28 protein-coding genes, 1 tRNA gene and 1 pseudogene are annotated in these 25,012 nt (G+C 33.7%); 20 read left to right on the forward strand and 10 right to left on the reverse strand.

Going from position 1 to position 25,012, the window contains the following annotated elements; genetic code table 11:
• Positions 1 to 118: 118 nt before the first annotated feature.
• The 5 genes from RU86_RS08505 to RU86_RS08525 all read left to right on the forward strand — a co-directional run bounded on the left by RU86_RS08505 (position 119) and on the right by RU86_RS08525 (position 4,894).
• Positions 119 to 1,174: a DUF6287 domain-containing protein gene (locus RU86_RS08505; RefSeq protein WP_096814926.1), complete on the forward strand. Its 1,056-nt coding sequence runs from the start codon at positions 119 to 121 to the stop codon at positions 1,172 to 1,174.
• A 266-nt stretch (positions 1,175 to 1,440) separates the two neighbouring features.
• A complete protein-coding gene (locus RU86_RS08510) occupies positions 1,441 to 2,442 on the forward strand; it encodes a virulence RhuM family protein (protein WP_096814927.1) in 1,002 nt (333 codons plus the stop codon).
• 326 nt (positions 2,443 to 2,768) lie between these two features.
• Positions 2,769 to 3,953 (forward strand): tyrosine-type recombinase/integrase, encoded by a 1,185-nt coding sequence (locus RU86_RS08515; protein ID WP_096814928.1) that lies wholly within the window; start codon positions 2,769 to 2,771, stop codon positions 3,951 to 3,953.
• Between the two features lie 197 nt (positions 3,954 to 4,150).
• Positions 4,151 to 4,705, forward strand: a complete 555-nt coding sequence (locus tag RU86_RS08520; protein WP_096814929.1) for a TMEM175 family protein — start codon at positions 4,151 to 4,153, stop codon at positions 4,703 to 4,705.
• A gap of 116 nt (positions 4,706 to 4,821) precedes the next feature.
• Positions 4,822 to 4,894, forward strand: a tRNA-Lys gene (locus RU86_RS08525).
• A gap of 140 nt (positions 4,895 to 5,034) precedes the next feature.
• Here the strand turns inward: RU86_RS08525 and RU86_RS12115 are convergent.
• Positions 5,035 to 5,205: a hypothetical protein gene (locus tag RU86_RS12115; protein ID WP_179296254.1), complete on the reverse strand. Its 171-nt coding sequence runs from the start codon at positions 5,203 to 5,205 to the stop codon at positions 5,035 to 5,037.
• A 397-nt stretch (positions 5,206 to 5,602) separates the two neighbouring features.
• Here RU86_RS12115 and RU86_RS08530 point away from each other — a divergent pair, with 397 nt between their 5' ends.
• Positions 5,603 to 6,280, forward strand: a complete 678-nt coding sequence (locus RU86_RS08530; RefSeq protein WP_096814930.1) for a LytTR family DNA-binding domain-containing protein — start codon at positions 5,603 to 5,605, stop codon at positions 6,278 to 6,280.
• Positions 6,281 to 6,618: 338 nt separating this feature from the next.
• Positions 6,619 to 6,912, forward strand: a complete 294-nt coding sequence (locus RU86_RS08535) for a hypothetical protein (protein WP_096814931.1) — start codon at positions 6,619 to 6,621, stop codon at positions 6,910 to 6,912.
• Positions 6,913 to 7,330: 418 nt separating this feature from the next.
• Here the strand turns inward: RU86_RS08535 and RU86_RS12505 are convergent.
• The 6 genes and pseudogenes from RU86_RS12505 to RU86_RS08560 all read right to left on the reverse strand — a co-directional run.
• Positions 7,331 to 7,811, reverse strand: a pseudogene (locus RU86_RS12505) (transposase); the annotation flags it as partial.
• Positions 7,721 to 8,302: a transposase gene (locus RU86_RS12370; protein WP_245810508.1), complete on the reverse strand. Its 582-nt coding sequence runs from the start codon at positions 8,300 to 8,302 to the stop codon at positions 7,721 to 7,723. The pseudogene RU86_RS12505 and the gene RU86_RS12370, both read right to left, overlap by 91 nt.
• Positions 8,303 to 8,545: 243 nt before the next feature.
• Positions 8,546 to 9,511 carry a ThiF family adenylyltransferase gene (locus RU86_RS08545; protein ID WP_096814932.1) on the reverse strand — a complete coding sequence of 322 codons (966 nt, stop codon included), beginning with the start codon at positions 9,509 to 9,511 and terminating at the stop codon, positions 8,546 to 8,548.
• The gene (locus tag RU86_RS08550; protein WP_096814933.1) at positions 9,498 to 10,754 is read right to left on the reverse strand and encodes an MFS transporter; all 1,257 of its coding nucleotides are present in this window, start codon (positions 10,752 to 10,754) and stop codon (positions 9,498 to 9,500) included. The genes RU86_RS08545 and RU86_RS08550 overlap by 14 nt, the downstream gene beginning before the upstream one ends.
• 504 nt (positions 10,755 to 11,258) lie before the next feature.
• Positions 11,259 to 11,591: a hypothetical protein gene (locus tag RU86_RS08555; protein WP_245810509.1), complete on the reverse strand. Its 333-nt coding sequence runs from the start codon at positions 11,589 to 11,591 to the stop codon at positions 11,259 to 11,261.
• A gap of 20 nt (positions 11,592 to 11,611) precedes the next feature.
• A complete protein-coding gene (locus tag RU86_RS08560; RefSeq protein ID WP_096814935.1) occupies positions 11,612 to 11,968 on the reverse strand; it encodes a hypothetical protein in 357 nt (118 codons plus the stop codon).
• A 481-nt stretch (positions 11,969 to 12,449) separates the two neighbouring features.
• Between RU86_RS08560 and RU86_RS08565 the strand changes: the two genes are divergently transcribed.
• The 6 genes from RU86_RS08565 to RU86_RS08595 all read left to right on the forward strand — a co-directional run bounded on the left by RU86_RS08565 (position 12,450) and on the right by RU86_RS08595 (position 17,450).
• On the forward strand, positions 12,450 to 13,073 hold the full coding sequence (locus RU86_RS08565) for a class I SAM-dependent methyltransferase (RefSeq protein ID WP_096814936.1): 624 nt from the start codon (positions 12,450 to 12,452) through the stop codon (positions 13,071 to 13,073).
• Between the two features lie 379 nt (positions 13,074 to 13,452).
• Positions 13,453 to 14,364: an ATP-binding cassette domain-containing protein gene (locus RU86_RS08570; RefSeq protein WP_096814937.1), complete on the forward strand. Its 912-nt coding sequence runs from the start codon at positions 13,453 to 13,455 to the stop codon at positions 14,362 to 14,364.
• Positions 14,361 to 15,065: a hypothetical protein gene (locus RU86_RS08575; RefSeq protein ID WP_179296255.1), complete on the forward strand. Its 705-nt coding sequence runs from the start codon at positions 14,361 to 14,363 to the stop codon at positions 15,063 to 15,065. Before RU86_RS08570 ends, RU86_RS08575 begins: the two co-directional genes overlap by 4 nt.
• A complete protein-coding gene (locus RU86_RS08580) occupies positions 15,062 to 15,817 on the forward strand; it encodes an ABC transporter permease (RefSeq protein WP_096814939.1) in 756 nt (251 codons plus the stop codon). Before RU86_RS08575 ends, RU86_RS08580 begins: the two co-directional genes overlap by 4 nt.
• A gap of 319 nt (positions 15,818 to 16,136) precedes the next feature.
• Entirely contained in the window at positions 16,137 to 16,607 is a 471-nt protein-coding gene (locus tag RU86_RS08590) for a MarR family winged helix-turn-helix transcriptional regulator (RefSeq protein WP_096814940.1), read from the forward strand.
• Between the two features lie 63 nt (positions 16,608 to 16,670).
• Entirely contained in the window at positions 16,671 to 17,450 is a 780-nt protein-coding gene (locus RU86_RS08595) for a hypothetical protein (protein WP_096814941.1), read from the forward strand.
• Between the two features lie 379 nt (positions 17,451 to 17,829).
• Here the strand turns inward: RU86_RS08595 and RU86_RS08600 are convergent, their stop codons facing one another.
• Together RU86_RS08600 and RU86_RS08605 are read right to left on the reverse strand one after the other, a co-directional pair.
• Positions 17,830 to 18,771, reverse strand: a complete 942-nt coding sequence (locus tag RU86_RS08600) for a DMT family transporter (RefSeq protein ID WP_096814942.1) — start codon at positions 18,769 to 18,771, stop codon at positions 17,830 to 17,832.
• Positions 18,772 to 18,965: 194 nt separating this feature from the next.
• A complete protein-coding gene (locus RU86_RS08605; protein ID WP_096814943.1) occupies positions 18,966 to 19,340 on the reverse strand; it encodes a MerR family transcriptional regulator in 375 nt (124 codons plus the stop codon).
• Positions 19,341 to 19,434: 94 nt separating this feature from the next.
• Between RU86_RS08605 and RU86_RS08610 the strand changes: the two genes are divergently transcribed.
• On the forward strand, positions 19,435 to 19,800 hold the full coding sequence (locus tag RU86_RS08610) for a carboxymuconolactone decarboxylase family protein (RefSeq protein ID WP_096814944.1): 366 nt from the start codon (positions 19,435 to 19,437) through the stop codon (positions 19,798 to 19,800).
• A 75-nt stretch (positions 19,801 to 19,875) separates the two neighbouring features.
• On the opposite strand, the gene RU86_RS08615 is transcribed toward RU86_RS08610, so the two are convergent.
• Positions 19,876 to 21,222, reverse strand: a complete 1,347-nt coding sequence (locus tag RU86_RS08615; protein ID WP_096814945.1) for a dihydrolipoyl dehydrogenase family protein — start codon at positions 21,220 to 21,222, stop codon at positions 19,876 to 19,878.
• A 138-nt stretch (positions 21,223 to 21,360) separates the two neighbouring features.
• On the opposite strand from RU86_RS08615, the gene RU86_RS08620 reads away from it, so the two are divergent.
• From RU86_RS08620 to recO, 6 genes are all read left to right on the forward strand, one after another.
• Positions 21,361 to 21,801 carry a MarR family winged helix-turn-helix transcriptional regulator gene (locus tag RU86_RS08620; protein ID WP_096814946.1) on the forward strand — a complete coding sequence of 147 codons (441 nt, stop codon included), beginning with the start codon at positions 21,361 to 21,363 and terminating at the stop codon, positions 21,799 to 21,801.
• 92 nt (positions 21,802 to 21,893) lie between these two features.
• A complete protein-coding gene (locus RU86_RS12425) occupies positions 21,894 to 22,022 on the forward strand; it encodes a hypothetical protein (protein ID WP_281252130.1) in 129 nt (42 codons plus the stop codon).
• Positions 22,023 to 22,042: 20 nt separating this feature from the next.
• Entirely contained in the window at positions 22,043 to 22,240 is a 198-nt protein-coding gene (locus tag RU86_RS08625; protein WP_245810510.1) for a GNAT family N-acetyltransferase, read from the forward strand.
• A gap of 160 nt (positions 22,241 to 22,400) precedes the next feature.
• Positions 22,401 to 22,694: a hypothetical protein gene (locus RU86_RS08630; RefSeq protein ID WP_096814948.1), complete on the forward strand. Its 294-nt coding sequence runs from the start codon at positions 22,401 to 22,403 to the stop codon at positions 22,692 to 22,694.
• 257 nt (positions 22,695 to 22,951) lie between these two features.
• Positions 22,952 to 24,124: a pyridoxal phosphate-dependent aminotransferase gene (locus tag RU86_RS08635; RefSeq protein WP_096814949.1), complete on the forward strand. Its 1,173-nt coding sequence runs from the start codon at positions 22,952 to 22,954 to the stop codon at positions 24,122 to 24,124.
• A gap of 109 nt (positions 24,125 to 24,233) precedes the next feature.
• A complete protein-coding gene (gene recO, locus RU86_RS08640) occupies positions 24,234 to 25,001 on the forward strand; it encodes a DNA repair protein RecO (RefSeq protein WP_096814950.1) in 768 nt (255 codons plus the stop codon).
• The last annotated feature ends 11 nt before the right edge of the window (positions 25,002 to 25,012 follow it).

Below are 25,012 nucleotides of genomic sequence, written 5' to 3' on the forward strand. Positions count from 1 at the left end.
TAATAGGGTTTTTATCACGTTTAACATATAGCAGATTCTTTAGAATTGTTAAGAGGCAGCATGCGCGTGACATAGTAACAAAAAGTAATACTAAACATGAAATTAAACTGGAGTAAAAATGATTAATAAAAAAGCATGGGAAAAATCTTTTAGAAAAGTAAATGGTAGAGAGCCAAATGAAAAGGAGTATCAAAAAGCTGTATTAAATGGTTTAGTAAAAGGACCTGATGAGAAAAATAATAGTCCTAAAAAAACTTATGTCATTATTGGCATTATTATTGGTGCTTTTTTGTTAATCATCATAACATTTGTATCGACTTTACTACTCTTTCCAGCGCCTAAAAGCAATCATACCGAAAGTTTTAATACTGGTTCTACTGAAAGTGTAGCCAGTTCTAGCAGTTCGTCTCAATCTAGTTCCTCGGACACTTCTCAGCAAGACTTAACAACATGGCAAAATTTAACTTTAAACGAACAAATTGCTTTACTAGCACAATCTTATACGGCAATAAACCTACAAATTAGTCTTTTAAATGCTGATAAGATTGCAATGACAGCTAATGGAGATAAAGGCGTTAATGATGGGTTTATCCAATGGTATGATGCGACAAATAACTTACATAGGCTAGATGTACTCATAAATGACGAGACAATCTCTTTCAGTTATATTGGTAATACAGGACAATCCGAACGAAAAAAAGATAAGATAAGTTCTATTTTATCTACTTATTTCCAAACAAATACCGCTAAACAAACTACTGAAACATTGGCATTAAAAATGGTAACACCAGTAGAGTTGTATCAGTCAAATATTAGTGAGAAAGACTTAGATATCACCGCTATCAGCAATGGCGATATTAGTTCTTTAGTGGGTAGTTGGGAAAATGGCCACGGTGATGTAATTACCATCAACTCTGATCACTCTGTGAGTTCAGCTCAATCAGGACAACAAGCATCAACTAATTTTAAAATTGCACCAAAAGGTAGTGAATCAAGAATTCCTCATATAGGTGCCGGTCCTGATGCTCCTGCAATTGGAGGTTTTGTATTTGCATTGTTCAAAATAGGTTTTAAAAACCCTTACGGCGATCGGTCTGATATTAAAAGACCACGTATTATTGGTACACAAAGTGAAGGGAATTATGCGCCTGAAGCTTACTATTATAGGAAGTAAATTTGGAAGCACAAATAAAATATAAAGGCTTACTAAGTCAATTTACTAGAATGTAGTATTTTGTAGTACTATCACGCGCGTGATTACGTCCTGAAGAATAAGGAGAAACCCTATGACAACTAAAAATAAAAAAGCAATGGCTAAAGTTATAATAGTGACTATTTTAGGTGTAATAGCTGTTTTGCTTGTACCTATACTGTTTAGTTACTTGAATTAATAATATTTACAAAATAAAAAAGCGCATAAGCGCGTGAAAGGAAGTTGACATGGATAGTAATTTAATAATATACAATGATGATACTGAAAATATTCATATTGAAGCTATGTTTGAAGATGAAACGGTTTGGCTTAATCAAAAACAGATTTCAGAATTATTTAATACTTCCCGAGAAAATATTACCGCTCATATAAAGAACATTTATTTAGAGGGAGAACTTAACGAGGAGGCAACTAGTAAGAAATTCTTACAAGTTCGAGAAGAGGGTAACCGCGCAGTTAAACGAGAAATTACATCATATAATCTTGATCTCATTTTATCAGTTGGTTATCGTGTAAAATCAAAAACAGCTACTCAATTTCGTATTTGGGCTACTGAGCTTATTAAAGAGTACCTTAAAAAAGGGTTTGTTATGAACGATGACAGACTTAAAAATTTAGGTGGTGGGAATTATTGGAAAGAACTTCTCACAAGAATACGTGATATCAGATCAAGTGAAAAAGTGATGTACCGACAAGTGTTAGATTTGTATGCTACCGCTATTGACTACGATCCCAAAGCTGATGCTAGTGTTTTATTCTTTAAAATTGTTCAAAATAAACTACATTTTGGGGCTCATGGTCATACAGCTTCAGAAGTTATCTATTATCGGGTAGACAGTGACAAACCATTTGCCGGTCTCACAAGTTTTAAAGGTAAACAACCTACTCAAGCTGAAGCAATGATTGCTAAGAATTATTTAACAGAACAGGAACTTAGGGTATTGAATAATTTGGTTTCTGCTTATTTTGATTTGGCTGAGTTGAATGCTATTGAAGAAAAAGAAATGCGAATGACTGATTATTTGACTGAACTTGACAATATCTTAAAGTCAACCGGTCGTAATGTTCTTGAGGGAGCTGGTAAAGTTACTACAAAATCAGCTCAAGAAAAAGCTAAACTAGAATTGAAAAGATATAAAGCCAAAACACTAGATCCTGTAGAGGAAGATTATTTAGAACTTATCAACAGACTTGAAAAACAAGCTAAAAAAGAAAGTCGCAAAAAATAGTTTATCTTTAAGTCAGAATTTACCAACTTTGTTATCGTTTGTACCATTTTTGATTGACCGCAACTAATTAGCCAAAAAGAAAAAGGAGGGTTGCATATACTGTTACCGTGTTACCCTTGCGTTACTCTACTTTTTTAGAACGGTAACACTCTAGACCATTGATATATATAGCTTTATAATACTTTGTTACCTTGTTACCTTAAATAATACTAAGTTAGATATAATTTTACCTATACTTCTGACAGATAGACTGATTAACTTCTGTTCGCGTATTCATTTCTCATACCTCAATTACCTTGCCTGGCAATAGAACAGGAGCAAAAGAAATGAATATAAAGAAAGTCACAAAAAAAGACGGCACTATTGTGTACCGTACTAATATATATCTTGGTATTGATAGTTTAACGGGTAAGCAAGCTAGAAAAGTTGTCACTGCTAAATCTGAAAAGATGTGTAATATAAAAGCCAACCAAGCGATCAATGATTTTGAAAAACAAGGTAATACTGTTAGAAAAGTTAGCATAGATAACTTTAAAGAGATGGCCATGATGTGGTTTGAAAGTTATAAGCTAAGTGTAAAACCTAGAACAGTGCAGATTATGCAAACAAGGCTAAATAATTATGTGTTGCCAGCTTTAGGAGCTTATAGAATTGACAAAGTAAACTCTATTCTACTTCAGCAAATAGTCAATCAGTGGGCTTTAAACGCTAGTCAGCCTCTAAATGGGGCTTATCATAGGCCAAGGGGGAAAGGTAAAGACTTTAAAATATACTTTAATATCGTTGAGCGTATATTTAAGCATGCGCTGTCTCTTGGGCTGGTAAAGGACAATCCTTGTCTTAATGTCATTGTACCAAAAGTACGACTTGAAAGCACTGAGAAGAAGATAAAGCACCTTACTGTGGATCAACTAAAAGTATTCTTTGGTTATGCGGAATCATTGCCAAAAGAAAGATATACAACGGAATTGATGTTGGCCCTCAGTAGGTTACTTGTCGCTTCAGGGCTACGTATTGGGGAAGCAGTCTCATTGTCTTGGTCTGATATTGATCTTGATAATGGCGCAGTTTCTGTTAGTAAGACAACCCATAGGGCCATCATACAGCCAACACCTAAGACTAATAAGAGTAATAGGGTAGTGTTGATCGATAGCAAAGTATTAGCAGTTTTAAAGCACTGGAGGATATTTCAAGCTAAACACTTTCTTAGTATAGGTAAAGGTAAGCATGAGTTGGTATTCCCTGGTATAACTGGTAAGGTACTCGACTACCAAATCATACGGCCAGTCTTATTAAAATGGTTTAAAGCCTGTGACTTACCACAAGTTGGCTTTCATGGTTTTAGGCACTCACACGCTAGCCTACTGCTTAATGCTGGTGTACCTTATAAAGAGATACAAGAACGTTTAGGTCATGCTAGTATAAAGATGACTATGGATATATACAGCCACCTTGAAACTGACAATCAAATAAAGGCAGTAGAACGCTTTGAATCAATCGCAAATTTCTAACAAAAAAACACTAGTCGTAATAAATCTCGTAATAAATTCAGGATTTCGAAAAATAGAAAACCTGTAGAGGTAGATATACCAACACTCCTAGAGTTTCTACTTAGTACGTATACGGCATTCAATCAGTGCTTTTTTTGTTTACAAAAAAATGCTTGCCTTTCATAAATGTTCGGTACTATCTATGGTACAATTACCCTATGAATAAAAGCAGAGTAGAAGCACTTACCGATGGGATATTTGCTGTTGTCATGACGCTAACTGTCTTAGAGTTTAAAGTGCCAGAAGATGGCAACTTATTTTCACATCATATGTTGTTATTATTGTTAATCTATGTCACAACGTTTGTAGCCCTAGCCTCGATTTGGAATGCGCATCATCAAATTATGAGTTTTCTCAAGCAAACTAAAGTGGATGAGTTAATCCTGTGGGCCAATCACTTGGTTTTACTAGTTGTCTGTCTGTTTCCTTTTGTTACAGTAGCTCACGCTGAGCATCCTGAATCGACAAGTGCCAGCATCTCCTATGTGGTAATTTATCTACTCACTTGGCTAGTGCTGATTTGTTTTAGCGAGTTAATCTATAGAGTATGTAACAAAAGCGAGACACTTCGCCTACGTAATAAGCAAAGACTGCGTATCTTCTTTATCTTTCTGCTACCAGGGGCTTTAATTTCCCTATTTTGGTTATATGCCTTGCCGATCGTTACCCTACTGATGGCTATATCTTGGGGAAGGCACATTGAGTTCGACTAAGCTGATATCGTTGCTAAATATGTTTCCCTATTTAGTAAACCTGACTTTATTCTTGCATTTCTGAGCGCATTTGGTTATAATAAATTGTTGAGAAAAGCATCTCTCATGATCATATTGCCTCCTTAGCTCAGTTGGTAGAGCAGTGGACTCTTAATCCATGGGTCGCAGGTTCAAGCCCTGCAGGGGGCATATTAAAAATCCTTATACAGTCACTGTATAGGGATTTTTTCTTGTTTTAATTAAATTTGAGATAAATAACCTGTTTTAAAGTGGTTTAGCTTTGGGGACAATAACTCTTATCATCACTAAGAATATTGACAGCATTCCTATTATTTATCATCATTACGTTTATTTTTTGCAAAATCAACAAAAGCAAGAAATAACCAAAAAGAGGAAAAAATGATATATATCCTATTATGGAATAAAAGATAATTTACTAATAATAATATTGATACTAAAAAATAGGGTAGATACCCATGTTTTTTTAAAAATTTTTTCATATATCCCTCCTCATGAATAATAGCTATACTTATTAAACCATAAATGAAATGTTAAAAAATCATACAAAAGTCGTATTTTCGAAACTGACTTATAAAGGAAATGAAAAAAATTTAGTATCAATTTTACTAGAGTTTTATTACTTTTAAAAATTACCTATTAATTAATATCTTTTAGCTAATTGATTTTTTTATGCTTTGATACGACAGTTTTTTAGTATTGATTTCATAATTATGTATATTTTCAAATACTATATAAATAAACAGAAATGTTGCTTTATTCAAGTTTCGTTTTTTGGGATTTAATGAAATTATAGATATCATTTTGTAAAAAATTGTGTGTTTAAGTTCAAAGTATTATAATATCTATATATAATGTTCAACACTTGATGGAGATATTATGAAAAAGTTCGTAGCACTTGTTGATGATGAGATTTTGAATGAAATTTGTAAAGTTTTAAGAAATGAAGAGAGGGAGTTTATAAGTTTTACATCTTATGATTCTGTTGCTGAAATTGCTAAATTACAAATAGATTTTCCGTGTCAACACTTTATTTTATTACAGGCGGAAAGTATAGCCGATTTCCTTGAATTTGAAACAATATTGACGCATAATAGGGGAAATGTAATTGGTATACTGTCTCATAATGTCAAATTGAATGAGCTGATTATAGAAAATGGAGATCAGTTCTTATTATCTGTAGGGGTAGACAATTTAGCTTCTATTAGAGATGTCATCCAAAGAACAATTAATCTAGTATTTTTTTCAAAATCTTGCTATGTTGAGGTATATGGCGTAAGGTTCAATCCAGATGAAGTGCTTTTTATTGAGTCTAGTCGAGAATATCGAAATTGTATCGTGTTATATGAACATGAAGAAAGATTAATCCGACAACCCTTAAAAAACTTTTCAAAATTAAGACATAATCTGATACGCATCGATAGATCTCTTATTGTCAATATTAATAAAATAAAAAGTATTGATATAGGTACGGGAAACATTCAGTTTTATGGGAGCTCGAGAACAACTTATGTTTCTGAAAAGCATATTCACAATTTGGTTACCTTACTTAATTGAGGTGGACAACAAACTATAAAAACATCCCAAATTCAGTATATTATCCCAATTACTTTACAAAATATTGTAGTTGGCATTTACGAGTGATAAACTATATCTTGTAAGCGCTTTATTTTAATACTTTAAATAAAAATGCTTATTTGTATTAGGCTGGTTGACTACAGCATCGTATAAAATTGGAGGAGTTAGTTCCTCATGTAGATTCTATGCACACATTACCTGGACTAACTGCAGGATGTGCGGCCAGTTCGCTATTTTAGGGAACAAGCAACTAGCCGTCATATTTAGATGGTATCTTTAGTGAGCTTCATCACATTATAAATAATAAGGAGTTTAGCATGCAAAAATACTATGTCAAGAATGTAGGGAACTATGGTTTCACAGGTGCATATAATATTGATAAGGAGACTCAGAATCTACAGATTGTATATTTAGATGATTTGTATAAAGCGTTGGGAAATAGGGATGGAGAAGATGTAACAATTTACCTCTCAAAATTTATGGCGCCATACGAAAGAGCTATTAAAGATAAGTATCCGAAGGCAACCATTGAAAATAATGAGAAATTTGATGCGCATACAAAACTTCATGATTGGTTTCCTGGAGCACAACCACTTAAAGATATTTTATAGGATGAAGCAAAATGAAGTATAAGACAATTCCACAGATTGGAAAGGAAGATTGTGGCGCTGCTTGTGTTGCTAGATTATGGATAATTACTTCTCAAAAAAATCTCTATCTGTGAAATAAGACCGCTTATCAAAAACACGCCTTTGGGAACCTCTTTTTATGATTTAAAAGAGGTATTTGATGAAATTGCTTATCCTTGTATGACACAACTATAAAATGACTCAGGGCTTTATTTATAGTGATTTTTGAAGATTCTACTGGTACATCATCTTCAAAAATATCAATAAGAAGATTTATGAAAAAATGGATTGCCTATGTAAATGTAGTAGAATTAGTTAAAGTAAAAGAACCTAAATGCTTTTGATGTGCACCCTAAAATATAAACTTTTGAAATCAAGTATTTACTGCTTGATTTTTTTGTTAGTTTGATAATGCCATCCGATATTGGGTTGACGACATCCAGTTTAATTTCTTCTTAACTCGTTTTGTGTTGTAATAATGAATCCAATCTATTATTGCTCGTTCAAGTGCTTCAAACGATTGAAAGACTCGACCATAATAAACTTCTTGCTTGAGGAGTCCGAAAAAGTTCTCCATAACTGAATTATCATGACAGTTCCCTTTACGACTCATGGATTGAAAAATACGATGTGCCTTTTTGTTTGAGGAGTTCTACCATGGGGCGGTAACCTGCATTGGGATGTTCTGCACGTATTTCAAGCATTTTTTTCTCAATTGCGTCATCTTTGTTAGCACGTTTGAAACGTTTGACCCAATAGTAATAAGTTGCTTTTGGTAGTCCTGTCATACTTAAGATTTCTTTGAGTGGGAACTTGAATTCTCCTTGGAGGGCCTGAACAAGCCTGGATTTTCCCTCGCTTGTCGTTCCATTCGCAGCCTCCTCAGCCCTTTTAAATACTCGTTCTCAATTCTTAGTTTGAGGTTCTCATTTTGAAGCTGAGCGAGTTTTTGTTCAGTTTCACTCAAATCAGACTGTTTCTTTGAAGACTTTTGTTTTGACATGTCAGGCTCTTTTCTAGGTCTCCCACGAGAATTAGAAAAGGCAAACTCACCCTTCTCACAGTAATCAAGCACCCAACGCGCGAGTAAGGCATTATTAGTCATGCCTAATTGATCACCTATTTCTCGATAAGATTTTTCACTTGTTAAGTATAAGTTTACAGCATTGAGCTTAAATTGTGTATCATAAACTGTGTTTTTCCGTTTACGCTGAAGACCTGTACTTCCAAAAGCTCGGTATATATGTACCCAGTCCTTGATTCGACCTGACGTCTTAACATGGTATTTATCAGCTATAAATTGATAGCTACCTAATCCTTGTTCATAGTCTATAACTGCTTTTAGTTTCAAATCAAATGAATATTTAGCCATTAGAAAAGACCTTCCTTTTGGAAAGTCTATATTCTGGGATTCACATCATTTTTATAGGTATTTTTTATATAAAGCTTAGAATACTATGTTTTTCATCGGAGTGGTCACATCAACCTTGGTGTAGAGCCTTTTCTTTTTTAAAATTATATAGAAATTAATAGTAGCTGGTATTCATGTAGCTAAATTTCCCAGGATGTTTTAATCCGCGGAAAGGTTGCCGCGAATTGAGTAGCTAACTTCATTTTATAATTTGCAATCAAAACGAATTTCATTTGTTTCAAAATTGCCATATGCTAAAACAGTCTCTTTTTCTAACATATAATCAAGCACCAGTTTTGAAACCATATATGTACCTAGAAATGCATTTAGGACTGAACCACTATTTGCTATAATCCCATCTTTTTTACTGATAATCAGCGATTTAATTTTATCAATAAATTTTATCGCTGTCTGTTGATTTTTAATTAAATAGGCTGTTTGAGCTAAAACACCATAACCGCATACGAGAATAGGACCATTAATTTTATTATCAACTTTGGCTTGCGTTAAACTTAACATTAATTCATGATCATCAGAAGCATTTATTATAATATCTTTATCCGTAAGTCCGCCAACTAATCTATTTAGTTCTTCGTAGTTAGCTATAAATTTTCTATGTGGTGTGATCTGATGTTTTTCGCCATACCTATCATTTAATGTTTCAACTTTATATTTTCCTATTTCATTTACTAAATAATTTTGTGCCTCTAAATTTTTTTCTTCGATAGAGTCTCCGTCAATTAAAACAAAATGATTGAACTTCAACTTACTCAGAGCTTCAACTAAATAACTACCAGCTGTACCTAAACCGATGATAATAATTCTTTGATTTGAAACTTTTATCTCATAGTTTTGATAGAACGTTTGAGGAAAAGTATTAATAAACATTTCAGTTCTTGTTAGTGGCTTCAATGTGTCAGATATCCAGTAACCATAACCTTTTTTTTCTAAAAATAAAAGAATATCATCTTTTTGTATTTGTGATATTGACGTGTAATTATTGATTTCTTCTCTAGATTTTGCGGTACTAATAAACTGTAAAAATGAAAAAAAAGCATCATTATCATCAGTATTAATTAACATATTTAAACGATTATTACCATGATATATCTCTATTCCTGTTTCTTTTTTCATCCAAATTAATTCTGACTTTAGTCTAAATTGCTTCATTTTTTTGCTTCCTTCTATGAGTTGTTAATATCAAGATAAGTGCCACTAGAGATAATACTGAGAAGATGAACCATGAAATGTTTACATGCCACAAAGTAAGACTCGTAAATATAACTGTACCAACTGGAATTGATAGCATAAACAAGGTATCAAGAAAGGCACCTGTTTGTGCTAATACCTCAGGCGATAGGGCGTTCAATAATTGCGATGACAATTTAGGATTAATTTTACCTATCACATACCCGATAAAAGCGATAAATATTGTACTCATTAAAGGTGGAAACTGTGATATGTTTAAAACTGAAAGGCCTAATAAACTAGCTGATACGAATGAAATTAAGGTGGTGAGTGAGAGTTTTGAAAAAACATCATGTGGCAATAGACTACTGACAATCACACCTAGAATATAAGCGCTTTGCATGATTAAGATAGACGTCCCAAATGGAAGATTTAAAATTGTCTTATCCAGTAAAACGATATTGAAAATTGGTAAAATCGCACTCCCTAGTACATTAACTAAAATAATACAGCTTAACATCCTAGTAAAACCAGATGCCCCTTCTTTACCAAATATTTGTTTGGCATTTGATAAAATTGATTTCAATCTTGCAGTTAGTGTATTTTTACTATCCTTACTATCAGAAGAGATGAAATCAAAAGACATCTCCTTTCTGATGATCATCAGTGAAAAAATTGACAATAAAAAAGTTACCGCATTTACAATAGCAACAAACGAAAAATTTTGATAACTCACACTCAATAGCCAGACACCAAAGATTTGACCTAGTAAAGAACTGATGTAAGTCACAAATTGTTTGAACGAGAATGCAGCCATCATAGTATTTTTTGGAATATTTTTTTGTAAAATGGGCATTTTTAAACCACGCTCAAAATTACTAAATGTATCAGATATAATGTTTATAAAGCATACTGCAGAAAAAGCAAGATAGGACATGTTTCTCTGTAGTAATGCGACTATAATAAATAAAAATGCCTGAAAAAATCCAATGTTAATTGCCCACTTCACCTTACGCTCAGTCTTATCAGCCCGTATACCCACAGAAATTTGAAAAAATATAGGGATGAGCATGATAGCATTTGCAATGAATACCATGATTTTTGGATTAGGCATCGTTGAAGCAAAAATAATGAAAACTAGATTATAGATAGATGCGCCCGAGTTGTTTAAAAAATCAGAAATGATTATCCATCTAAACACTTTATTTTTTAAAAAAAGGTTCATAAAATCTCCAGATTAATTTAAAAAAACGATAAATATAAATTGCTTCATATTCATCGCCGTTTAAGTTTTATGAAATGATGCAAATCGTGATATCATTGCTATCCAATACATGTTTTTCTTCAAAAGTCATATTTGTTTCCTCCTTTTTAACAAAACCTTAGCTGTCAGTCTTGTTCAGTTCTCATAAATCGTTTAAACTAACTTACAAAACAATACTATCACTTCTAACACCTCCGTGCGTAATGTTGCTAGCTTGCAACGGTTTGTTGCAAAAAGTGTTGCAAGTTAGCAACATTACATTTTTCTTTTTTTAATTTGATAAGATATCGTTATCAAATAAGGAAGTAGTGCATATGTTCAGCTTTCTTCGCGGACTTTTAGGCGACTAGGGAATTTAATAAGAAGATTGGAACAAAGGTTTTATTTATGTTCCAATCTCCTTTTATTTGTAGTTAAACAAGAAAATTTCAATTCTTTCCGCCAATCCTTGTGCTCCTAAATCTTTTAAAGCATGAATATCTCTACTAATTCCTGATAAAAGTTCTGGTTTTTTTCTTTCCGGGATATTAATATTTTTTTAAAAATCTGAATAGTTATTTTTTCATCTGTATCAGTCGGTTTTAGTAAAGTATTAAGTTGCTTTTCAAATTCCTCAGCATACACGAAACAACCACGAAATATCATGTAGACATAGACAAGTGTTCTTTTTACAATTTGTGCATTGTAAAGTAAAGGTCTATAAAATGCGTTTTTTTCAATTAATTGTAAACCCAACTGATAAACCAAGTCTGTATCTAAAGCTTCTAAACACATGCTGAAAAAAGTTGTGTCAAACATCGACCACTCTTCACAATCTGTCAGATATTTATCAATAAATTGAGTCTCCTCACCGTCAGTAAGTTTTGCCCGGATAACTCATGAATAGCGCACTTGACCTTGATATTAAAAATCTTTTTTTCATTTGTTCGTGGTTTTCTGATAATCAGCGCTTCAAGCCCATCTATATCTTGTGCATTGATTAAATCTTGTATTTTCTCGCCAAATATTTGCAGATTACCTACTTCAAAATTGCCAATCGTTAGAAAAAATTCACTAACGGTCATATTTAAGCCGTTAATTGCATGCATGAAACCATCTAATAATAACATTTGTGTTCCATTTTCAAATCTTGATACTTGCGATTTATTCAAATTATCACCTGTGACATCTCCCATGGAGTAGCCCCTAGCTTCCCTCACTTTCGATAGTGAGCGCCTAAATCTCTAAAATTCAACATATACATCTTCCCATTAACTTACTTAGCAAGTATAGACAAAGTTGCACAACAAAAAGAACAAGAGCTGTTAAAAACTGATCAGTTTTATGAGCAGAAAGAACTACCTATTACCTACTATACTCCTAGAATTATACGAATCTTTAGAATATTTGTCAATTATTTATGCAATACTTATTTATCTCTAAACGATTATTTAGTTATGATTAAATCAAAGAATTGCCCATCATTTAGGCAGTTTTTTGCATGTCAATAAGCGATAGTCTGACAAGATTCAAGCGAATATGATAAGTGTGAGTGCCAGATAGTAAGCAACGTATATAGTTATCAATTGTTTTTTAGTTGTTTTTATCATACTATTTATTTTAGAAAAGATTTAAAACAGAAATTTGAATTTTATTTCAATTTTTAAAAGGAGAAGTATGAAATTTTTTTTTGTAGTTATTATCCTAGTAATCATCTTGTATGTAAGTTTCAACTATTTATTAGCACAGTCAAAAAAGCCCACAGGAATTATCGGAAGTTTGATGATGAAAATATGGAACAATGCTTATTTACCCATGACAGAATGGAGTCTATCTTTTTTAGATAAAAGAAAATATGATCACGTCTTAGATATAGGCGTGGGCAATGGTGCTACAACAAAGTACATTAGTCATCATTTTTTTTGTAATTCAATCATCGGAATAGATATATCTGACAAAGCAATTGAACAGGCTAAAACCAAAAATTTAGAAAATAATATAAGGTTTGAAAAAAGAGATATTAAAGAAACACCATATCCTTCTGAATACTTTGAATTAATTTGTGCTTTTCAAAACCATTTTCATTGGGAAGATTTACATCAAAGTTTTTTAGAAATAAAAAGAATTATGTCTAAAGACGGGATATTAGTGATAGGGTGTGAGTATACTAAAATAAACTATTTCTTACCAGACTTAAAGTCTAGAGAGGATTTTGAAGTATACCTGGATAAGTTAAATTTGAATTTAATACAAACAAAAAAGAATAGAGGATGGATTTTCTATAAAATTATGAAAGAATAGTTAATTTTGCAATGAACTAAAACAGATGGTCTATGATGCAGCGATTAAGTATCATATATAGATAAAGGCATCCTCTAACATTTTAAACTCATTTAAAAATGAGAGTAATTCATGAAATTGGGACATACTAAAAAGGACTTTACATCTTGGTGTAACGCTTTTTTATGAATGAAAACATAAGTGTTCCTAAATAATCGATAATCAAGTTCGAATGAAGAACATGACTTGAATAAAAATTGATTTTTATTGTGAAATATCGTACAATGATTTTGTTGCTAACTATTTTGTAATAGAAAAAGAAACGAAAAAATTCAGGTTAGGCCACAGCAAACTGATATCGATTTATATGGCTATCTTGAAGATATATTAAGGAGAAAAAATGAGTCTTGAGGTTATTGATGGACAGATAATGAAAGGGTCATTTTATTTAAATAATATCAATCTTAGTTTTGATTCGGGCTTATATCACATCATTATCGGGAAAAATGGGTCAGGGAAAACACAATTGCTAAAGGCATTGATTGGTCTCAATAAACTTAATTCGGGCCTTTTAAAAAATAATGATGCTGTGATTACTTTAAAGAACCAAAAACAGTACTTGAAATCAATTAATTATGTTTCTTCTGATACCAGACAACTTTTTCCAGAGTTGACCGGATGGGAAAATTGTCTTTTCTTTGCTAGACTTTATGGCATTAAGAAGTTGGAAGCAAGTAAAAAAATTAAAAATTTAGCGAATGATTTTGAATTATCAAAAGAAGATTTGCAAAAAACATTGTCAGCATATTCAAATGGTATGTTACAAAAACTACATTTTATTCGGGCTTTTTTGAATGATCCTAAAATTATTTTTCTTGATGAACCGACAACTGGGTTAGATATTATACAGATTAAAAGGATGTATGGTATATTGAAAAAAAAGCAAAAAGATGGTCTAACGATTATCAGTGTGGAACACAATTTATCTGAGGTTAGTCAGTATGCTGATACGGTGACAATGGTTTCGGATGCTTCAATTGTTTTTTCCCAGAGTAAAGAGGCATTACTGAATAGCTACCCTAAAACATTGCAGTTCATTGATTTTGATGTCAGTAATGAACAGGAGATAAAAAATCACCTTTCAAGAAATGAGCAGTTATTTTTTTCTGATACGCCTGAAAATAGTTTGATTCAAAGGCTAGTTAGTCCTAATGAGATAAGTATACCTTGTGACCAGATTATTCGATTTGGTACAAGAGCTACCAATTTATCAGATGTTTTCAGAATTGAAAGTGGAGAATGGATCAAATGATTGGTGCGATTAACTTACTTTTGATGAAAAAAATTTTATTAGACAAGCAAAATATGATACAAACGTTTGTTAGAATACCATTTTCTTTGCTCTTCCCAATCCTTTTTTTAACGCGTTTTTTAAAACTAGGTCAAAATAATATCATGATATCGGTCATTATTTGGGTGTGTTGTACAACGGTTATGTTTGATAGCTACTTTATATCAGATTATGAGTTGAAAAATAATTATGTGACTTATATCAAATTGACAGGAAACTCCTATTACAAATTTAGGGTAATATCTAATGGTCTACTATTTGCAATGCATGCTATTTTATATGCTATATTGATTGAAGTACTCATGTTTTTGAAAATAGTAACTGTCAATCAGTTATCAGTCATCTCTTTGTTGTTGATTATTTTCTCTGTATTTATCTCTGTAAATTTTATTAATTCCTTACAAATCAGATTTAAAGAGAAACAGATTTTCAACATTTTTAATAGTTTGATTGATTTATTATTTATTGTTTCAGGGGTCATGTTTCCAATTCATTTTTTGGGGCAAAGTGCAATAATTTTTTACTTAATTCCGACAGCATTTCCTTTTTCTTTACTGAATAGAGAATCAGCGTATTCAGGGTTGGAACCAATTTTATTCATAGCATCTGTATCTTTGATAATATATATGACTAATAAAAATTTTAAGGTAGGAGAAAAATGATATCTCTCTTATATTTATCGCAAATTAGATTTAAGTTGTTGTTGAAAAATAGTATTGACACGTTATCTATCCAAGTTAGAACGATGACAACACTGCTACCATTTTTGATTATGACGATAGTAGGAACATCACAAAACGACAAGACCATTTTTATTTTAACCTCATTTTTATTGACCTTATTTATAGGTAATAATGTGATCATGTGCAGCATCTATGCCTTGGAAGAGAAAAGAAAGGGACGAGGGAATTATTATCAAGTGATAGGCATTAAGCCAAATACGATTGTCCTTGGGAACATGATACCATGGATAATTATTTCCTCCTTTTCAACGATTTTAACGTTTAGTCTCTCAATTTTCATCTTTCATATCACTGTGTTATCAAGTCATTTATTAGAGACAGTATTTGTCATCGTCATTTTGACAATTCAAAGTTATTGCATTGGGTTTGTGATTGCTTATTTTGCTGTTCAGAAAAATAACATTAAAACAACTTTTTATATTTTTAGTATCATCCAATTTTTCTCGGGTTATATTTATCCAGTTGACTATATTCCGGTACCACTTAGATATTTAGTTTATATTAACCCATTTTTTTATGGCATCGATGGTTTTAGGCAATTACTCCAGTTGGCTTATTTTTTAGATATTTCTTTATATAGTAAGTTAGGTCTGATATCTTTTATCACCGTTATCCTGGTATTAGGTGTTAAAATTATTTCCTCTAAGAACTGGAAGTGGGATAATGCTTAGGGAAATAGACTTGTCCATAGGTTTATTTAGTACATAAGAAGTCTGCTTACTGCAAAGGGTATCAAAAAAGTATAGACAGCAACATGATGTGCACCCATAAAACTCGACAAATGCTCGAATAATTATTTGGAAAGTCAACGAAAAACTAGACACAGAGTTAAGAGAATTTAATAATTATATTTTTCAAAATCTTTTGGAGACTTGTAATCAAGAACTGAATGCATCCTCTTTGTATTGTAGTAGGTTTCGATGTATCTAAAGATTTCTTTTCATAGCATTTTTCTTGACATCATTGTATACATGCTATACAATAGGGATTATGGTAGAAAAAAAGATTATTTATGAGGATATGTTAGCATATTTTGAAAAACTTGTCGAACAAGTAAATACGTTGGAAGATGTGGGGATTAAAACGCGCTATGGAAAAAAACTATATAGAGCAGAAATTCACTTACTTGTAAAGATTGATGAGAATCCAAATCAAAATATGAGTGAACTTGCAAGAACTTCCAATGTTACTAGAGGAATGATCTCTCAACTTGCTAATAAGTTAGAGAGAAAAGGCGTATTAGAGAAGAGAAAATCTCTTTTAAATGACCGAGATATTTTACTTCAGATTACTGAAGAAGGAAAATATATTATTGCATTACATAGCCAATTCCATGAAAATCTCAATCGTAATTTTATCAATTATTTCAGTAATTTGGAAGTAGATCAAGTTGATGTCATTTTAGATTTCCTCAAAGTTACAGAAACATTTTTAGATAATACCGTTAAATCCCAAGCATAGTTGGTATGCTTGGGAAAAAAATCACATATTGTATAGGTGCTATACAAAAGGGAGGTAATTGACATGAAAATAGAAAATAATTTAGAAAAAATCAAGATTTTTATCAATAATAAAGATATATCTCACGAAGAGATAGATAATTATGAACTAAAAAGATTAAAAAAGGTATATCGTTTTTTAGGAAAAAAAGGGTTTAAAGTTGATAAAAATTTATTAAGTTTAGACACGTTGGATGAAGCAAGAAGGCATTTAGCAGAGGTTAAGATGACGAAATCTCCAGATGAAGTTAGAAAAATGCTTAGTACAGGTACTAAGCTAGGAGATTTTGCAGCACATACGATGGTAAAGTTATCAAGAGGAAAAAGAAAGTTCTGTGTAGCTGACTTTTCTTTTGAAACAGATATGACGATTCAAGCTTTCTTTGATGCGATGCAAGATATACTAATGAATAATACAAAGAAACATTTCTTTATGAATCTTGCTGTAAATCCAGACCACTACGTTTTACTGGGGGATAAAGGGAACACTTCTGAAGTATTAGAAACCCCTGCTAACTCACCAGTACCCTTCAGATTCTGGGGCAACTATGATGCCGCATCAGAGGTTCATTCAGAGTTTACCAAAGGATATACGATGCGACTAGCAGGATCTGCAGTACTTGAGGATGGACTTGTTCTGGGGGCTATGAATCATCAACTTAAGCAAGAAGATGGTGTCATTAAATTTAAAGCCGTTATCGAGTTTCCAAAAGCATTACCCAACTACAATTTTCGCATGCATCAATATCATTTAGCTTGTGAATTTCGTCATTGGATAGGCTATATCATAAATGGTATAAAATAATCAGTAGTGAAATACAGGTATTAGCTGGATAAAGCGTATCAAATCATTATGATTGGTTCAACTAGACTTTTCATCTGATTGGTATCATAAAATCTATACACAGTTATTTTTACTTATGATTTTTTCATTAGTTATACCGTCCAATAGACTTTGAAGAAATGCAGTTTTGGGATCATATGTCTTAGTGAGAAGGTAGCTATTTGAGGTAAAGTGTAATAGAATCATAGTGGGCCATGTAATCTTCTAAATATGTTGCGTAGTAACACCAAATTAGCTGATTTCATGGCTTTTTTGGTGCAGTAAAAAAGATGAAGGAATCGCTTCCCCAACCGTAAATGCTACAGAACCTCAGGTATATGTCAGTTTTTAAAGATAAGCATTATATTTTATGCTTAGTAAGCGCGTTAACCTCTAGTTTCTTTTTCTTAGCACCAAAGAAATTTGTTCCTATTGCCCCTAGTATGATTAATACGCCACCAAGTAGATGAAGGCTAGTCAACGTTTCGTTTAAAATAATGATACCTGCTAGTACAGTTACTAGGACAGACACATTACTAAATATACTCATTTGTGCAGGTGGCAATATAGATAGAGCGTAATTTGAAATAAGTGACGTAAGCAATGATGATAGGATCCCTAAATACAAAATAGATAAGGTATAATTTTGATTCGTAAAAGGTAATAGATAGTGGTCTAAAGTGCCTTTAACTATATGATTTGATAAGGATAAAACGCTAAACACGACAAAGGCAATGGTAGTCATGACATATGTCACTGATAATAAAGCGTATTTAGCAACATATTTTTTCGCTAGGATATTATAAAAGGCATTGGAAAGTGTCGATAGTAAAATTAACACTGCGCCTATGATACTGGTATCTTTAGAGTTGACACCATTCATAGATATGATAATCATAACCCCTGAAACTGAAATGATGATGGATAATATTTGCTTCAAAGCAGGTTTTTCTCGTAATATGATGGTTGCTAATATTAATGTAAATATAGGAATACTCGCTTGTATCATTCCCGCCTGAGATGAAGATGTTTGACTTAAGCCAAGTACCTGGAATAAAAACATAAGTATTGGGTATAGGAGTGATAATGGCGATATGAATAGCCAATCTTGAATGTTTAAATTTAATTTTTTCTTTGAAATAAGTAGATATGCTGAAGCAACGATAAATGCAACCGTGAATCTATGAGATAATGCGTCTAGTGGGGAGACATATAAGAGCGTTGTTTTTACGAATAAAAATGATAATCCTATGATTAAAGCACTTGATAGTGCGGCCAGATATGCTTTTGTTTTGTTATGCATGACAATAAAAATTCCTAACTATTAGTTAAATTTTGTTGGTATAAATGTCTATCATATAATGACTTGGGAAACTGTTGTCATCATGTCGTTTTTTATACCTATTTCGTCTGTTAATATGTAACCGATTAGTTAATCATATAATAGGTTTTTACTTTAAGCAAGGAAATGGCTTATCAGAATTTTTGCTTAACTGCTTATTTTTTAGGATTGTCTAGCAGGTTTTCATAGTATGCTTTTTTATCTTGTAGAAATGTAATATGTGCTTGTAATTTATCTTGTTCAAGTTGTAAAATCGTTTCTTGTTCTACCAAAATGTTTATCCTATCTAGCATGGTACTATCGCCTTTTTCGCGTAGTCTAGCATAATCAATTATTTTTGTTAGAGACATGCCAGTTGCCTTAGCGCGTTTAATAAATGCAATCCAGCGTAGATCGTCATCAGTAAAGACTCGATAGTTGGTCGCATTCCTAGCAGGGTGTAGCAGGCCTATCTCTTCATAGTAGCGTAGTGTTGGAATAGATAAGCCAGTAAGTGTCGCAATGTCTGATATTTTATAAGTTTGTTTCATGTGAAACCTTTCTATCGTGATATGAAATTAATGCTTGCTATCAAGTCTACTTGATAGTTTATACTGATTATATCACAGAAAAGGAGGCAGTATTTTGAATAAATACGAGAATGGATTAAGGATTCGTGAAGCAGTAATCGGTAAAGCGGCAAGTCAGTTGGTGTCAGAGAGTTTAGCTGATATCGCACCGATTTTAGATCAAAAGACGCTACTCGTATTCCATGAGGCTGAGACACGTGGGATACTAGATATGAAACAAAGGGAGATGATCACAATTACTAGCTTGCTAACGCAAGGAGATACGTCAAGTCAACTTAAAATTCATATACAAGGGGCATTAAATGTCGGAATGCGTCATGAGGAAATCGTCGAGACATTTATTCACTGTCTGCCCTATGTTGGCTTTCCAAGAGTATTAAATGCAATTTCAGTAGCAAAAGCAGTTTTTGAAGACAAATAAAAATGCGATAAAAAACCCGTATACAGATTTGTCCTGTATACGGGTTTTCGAATGCTAGACTAGCTAACAAGATACTTATCTTAAAATCGTTTTAAGTGTATTGATAAGACCACTGCTTGTACCTGGAAAGGCAAAAATCATTTGGTTGAGATCTTTAGCAGTTATTTTCTTGTTGATGACTAAAGTAATAAAATTAATCAAATCTCCTGCTTCATTACTTAGCAAACTTGCGCCGACTAATTCCTTATCTTGATTGACGATAAAGGTCATATGCGCGTCATCCTCAAGCTTAGTTTGGAATTGCAGTTGTTTGCCAAATGGCACTTCGAAAACGTTATAAGTAGCCTTATCTGCATTCGCTTCTTTTAAGCTAACGCCAACTTGTGCGATCCTTGGGAATGTAAAGACAATATTTGGCACCACTGGATATTGAATTGCTTCAGTAGTTGCGCCCAGAATAAATGATGCAATATAGTCTGACTCAAAACTAGCAGTCGGTGTCAAACGTGGGATGAGTTTGTCAACGACATCACCACTTGCAAAGACATGAGGGACAGTCGTTTGTAAATGATCATTTACTTCAATACCTGAGCGATTATAGCTGATGCCGACTGTTTCTAGACCGATATTTTCAACATTTGAGATACGGCCTGTCGCATCTAAGACATACTCAGTGTCAATCGTTAGGCCAGCAGCAGTTGATACTTGATAGGTGTCATTCACAGCTAAGACTTGATTGACAGACTCACCAAAATGGAAGGTTACACCTTCTGCTGTCAACTTGTTGACAACTGTCTTGACATAGCTATCCTGGTAGGCCATTAAGGCTTTATCAGCATATTCAACAATATGAACCTCAGAACCTAATTTAGCCGCCATGGTAGCAAATTCCATAGCGATAATTCCTGCACCGATAAAGGTGATGTGCTTAGGCATTTTAGCAAGGCTTAGAAAATCACGGCTATCACGGAGATACTCACTACCTGTGATATTAAGATGGTTTGAGCGTTGGCCAGTACCGATCACGATATAGTCTGAAGTCACTTCAGCTTCATCAATCCCAACAACGTGGGTGTCTACTAATCGACCATGCCCTTTAAGCAAGTCAATATTCATATTATCAAATACACCTTCCATCATGGGCGCGTATGTCGGTATTTCACGTTCCTTATAGGCCATCAGTTGTTCCCAACTAATGCTACCATTTGTCGCAATTCCGGCTTGCTCATAACGTGCTAAACCATCTAGAAATTCAAAAGGCGTGTCCAGTAAATACTTAGCATTACAGCCATAGTTTGTACATGTGCCTGCTACGACATCATGCTCCACAATCGCAACCTTTTTGCCTGCTTGTGCTAAGGTAACCGCAGCATGCCAGTTTGCATGTCCTGAACCGATAAAAGTAACATCATATTGATACATTTTTATTTCCTCATATTCTATAATTAATCGCGTACGACTAAATATAGAATAGCGCTTTAAAGATGGCTTGTCAATTATTTACTTTGGAAATAACTTATGCTATGATTAATTAAATATCATTTAATTTGAAAGGTAGTTATGTTTCGAGAATTTCCTAAATTAACCAATCAACTTTGTTACGCAATCTATAATACAAATCGCATGCTAAACCAATTTTATAAAAAGAAATTGCTAGCATTTGATCTGACATATACGCAATATATCGTGCTTTTAGTTCTATGGGAAAAAGATAATATTAAGCTTTATGAGCTAGGACAGACTTTAGATCTATCCAGTAATACCCTAACTCCGCTACTTAAAAGGTTAGAAGAAAAAGGTTATCTGAGTCGTATTCAACCTGAAAAAGATAAGAGACAATTAGTCATTCAGCTCACGCAAGCAGGTAAAGCACTTCAACCAGAAATCCAATCTGTCTTAAATACTTGCTTTTCAGAGGAAATCGATTTTTCACCTGAAGTGATGCAACAGATGATAGCAGATAATGTCAATTTAACACAGGCCATCAAGGCTGACATGTAGATGTCACTTTAAAAATGATCATTAAAAAACCCTAGTATAATAGGTCTTTTTTATCAGGGGAGATATAGGTTTCTCCCAAAAAGGAGAATCGTTTGAAATTTATCCAGTATAACAGTCAAAATAGTGATTTTTATACACAGAGTGTTGCATTAAGAAATCGTGCGCTGTATGGTGATATCGGGATGCCACCTATCAGGCCAAAGGGATCGGTACTAGGCTAGTTAACTTTGCCTTTGAAAGCATGATCGCCTCAGTTGAAAGTGAGGTTGATGGCCAGCCTGTAACCCTGGTTGTGACGACAAATGCTAGAGAAAAAGCGCTTCATTTTTATGAACGTCTAGGCTTTAGCTCAGATGGTGCGATGACGGTTGATCCAGCACATCATGGGATTAGACATCTACCTATGAAAAATATCTTGCTTGTAAAAAATAAGGGATGATGCCCTAAAAGTTGATATTCAGTCCAGTCTTTACTTGCACAAATCAATAAATGCGTGTATGATAACCTTAGAATAAGGCATTGATTATACCACTAGACAAGTGGTAAGTGTCCTCTTGTCAATCGGATATGACATGGGTGTCTAGTGAAAGAGATAAGTGATGCATAAAAAAGAACAACGTACAGAAGCAATTACACTTATAACACAACTGATCGATACCATGAAAAGCCAAGAAAGTGCGACATTATTGACGATTTTAACAGAATCTAGCCATCAGTTAGCAGAGAATAAAGAGGCGATACAATATGTTTTACCAAGGGTTTGTAACGCCATCGCTAGAGAGATGTTAACTGATAACACGATCGTTTCGGATGAGGCTATGGCGCTATATTTTAAGTTAAAACAGTTGTCTTCTAGGTCAGCTTATAAGATAGGTAACCCTGGTTTTTTATGAGATAGCTAGATTGTATTCAGGATGTGGTGTCAACTTAAGTTGCAATATAGTAAACTAGTTGTAAATTCACGTTTACAGCTAGTTTTTAGATGGACACATCGGGTTAAGTTTGAAAACATCTCGATCTACTTGCGCCTATGTTTGCTGGTTAATTTGATTACCTGAATATTGCGAATATGAGCTAAAAAGAGTATAATTAAATCAATACAAGGCATAGGCAGTATAGTGCCTTTTTTTATATAAAGCGAGGTAAGTTAATGGACGTCTCTCATCTTTTTAATCCGAATCTGGATAAAATTCAAATTTCGGCAATTCGCCGGTTTGACCAAGAAGTATCAAAAATACCAGGCATCCTCAAACTGACACTAGGTGAACCTGACTTCAATACGCCACAACATGTTGAAGATGCTGTTGTTGCGGCTGTTCGTGCACATGAGAGTCACTATACTGGTATGTCTGGCTTGTTAGCTCTCCGTCAAGCAGCCAGTCAATTTGTGGCTGAAAAATATGGCCTTACCTTTGACGCTGAGTCTGAAATTTTAGTAACTGTTGGTGCAACAGAAGCAATTTCGGCTAGTCTCATGTCAATACTTGTCGCTGGTGATAAAGTTTTGACACCAGCACCCTTATATCCAGGCTATGAACCCTTGATCCAACTGGCAGGGGCAGAAATGGTCGAAATCGATACGACAAAAAATGGCTTCGTTTTGACACCAGAAATGCTAGAAGCAGCTTTGATTGCACATCCTGAAACGAAAGTTGTGATCTTAAATTATCCATCTAATCCGACAGGTGTGACTTATAATCGTACAGAAATTAAGGCATTGTCTGATGTGATCAAAAAATATCCTGTCTTTGTGATTTCAGACGAAATCTATTCTGAGTTGACCTATACAGATGAAAAACACGTCTCGATTGCAGAATTTGCAAGAGAACAGACGATCGTTTTAAACGGGTTATCAAAGTCTCATGCCATGACAGGGTATCGAATTGGGTTTATTTTTGCAGATGCCAGCCTGACTAGCCAAATCATCAAAACACATCAGTATTTTGTGACGGCAGCAACGACAGTGACACAGTTTGCAGCGATCGAAGCCCTAACAAACGGGAAAGATGATGCCGCCGTTATGACCAAAGAGTATATCATCCGACGTGATTACATCATGTCGCAGATGACTCCCCTTGGTTTTGAGATCGCCAAACCAGATGGTGCATTTTATATCTTTGCTAAGATTCCAGCAGATTTGAATCAAGATGATTTTGCCTTCTTGATCGACTTTGCCAATCAAAAACAAGTTGCCTTTATCCCAGGCTCATCATTTGGTCAGTATGGCAAAGGGTATATCCGCTTGAGTTATGCAGCTAGTATGGCGGTTATCACAGAGGCGATGACAAGATTGACAGCATTTGTCAACGAAAAACGTGCCTGAAGTACAACAAAAAATAACTATCTTTTTTTGAGCAATCAAGAAAAATCCCCTAAATGAGAGGATTTTTTTTATTTTGGTATAATGAGAAGGATAAGAGGGTTGATAGCAGATGAAAAATGTTGAAACACGTGGGCTAGTCTTATTTAGCCGAAACTATCGTGAGCAAGATAAATTGGTTAAAATATTTACAGAATCATTTGGTAAACGGATGTTTTTTGTTAAAAATGCCAGTAAGTCTAAATTTTCAAGTAGTTTACAGAATTTTACCCAACTTGATTTGTTAGGCACGATGAATGATGATGGACTTAGCTTTATTTCCGATGTCAGTGATGCTAGGGTCTATAAATATATCAACTCGGATATATTTGCTCAAGCCTATGCGAGTTACTTGATTGGGTTGTCAGATGTTGCCATTCCTGACAACCAATATGATGCACCGCTTTACGGCTTCTTGATGAAGTCACTAGACTTGATCGAAGATAAAATCGACATGGTGGTTGTGACGTTCATTTTTGAATTACAGGTCATGTCTCGTTTTGGTGCACAGTTAGATTTTAGTCAGTGTGTGTTTTGTCACAGGACTGATTTACCGATGGATTTTTCTTATCAGTATAATGGTTGCCTATGTAGACAGCATGTTGACAAGGATATGACTAGGGAACATCTAGACCCCAATGTCATCTTTCTATGCCACGCTTTCATGGCCATTGACTTGGAGAAGCTACCAAGTATTAATATTTCTGATGAGTTGAAGAAAAAGATACGTCTCTTCATAGACGGTTTGTATGATCACTACACAGGTGTTCAGATTAAGGCTAAAAAATTTATAGATGGTCTGGATGGTTGGGCAGATATCATGAAAGATGATGTCAAGTAAGTGTGTAAACT

Origin of the sequence: Pseudolactococcus piscium (assembly GCF_002441695.1) — a bacterium.
Lineage (GTDB): Bacteria > Bacillota > Bacilli > Lactobacillales > Streptococcaceae > Pseudolactococcus > Pseudolactococcus piscium.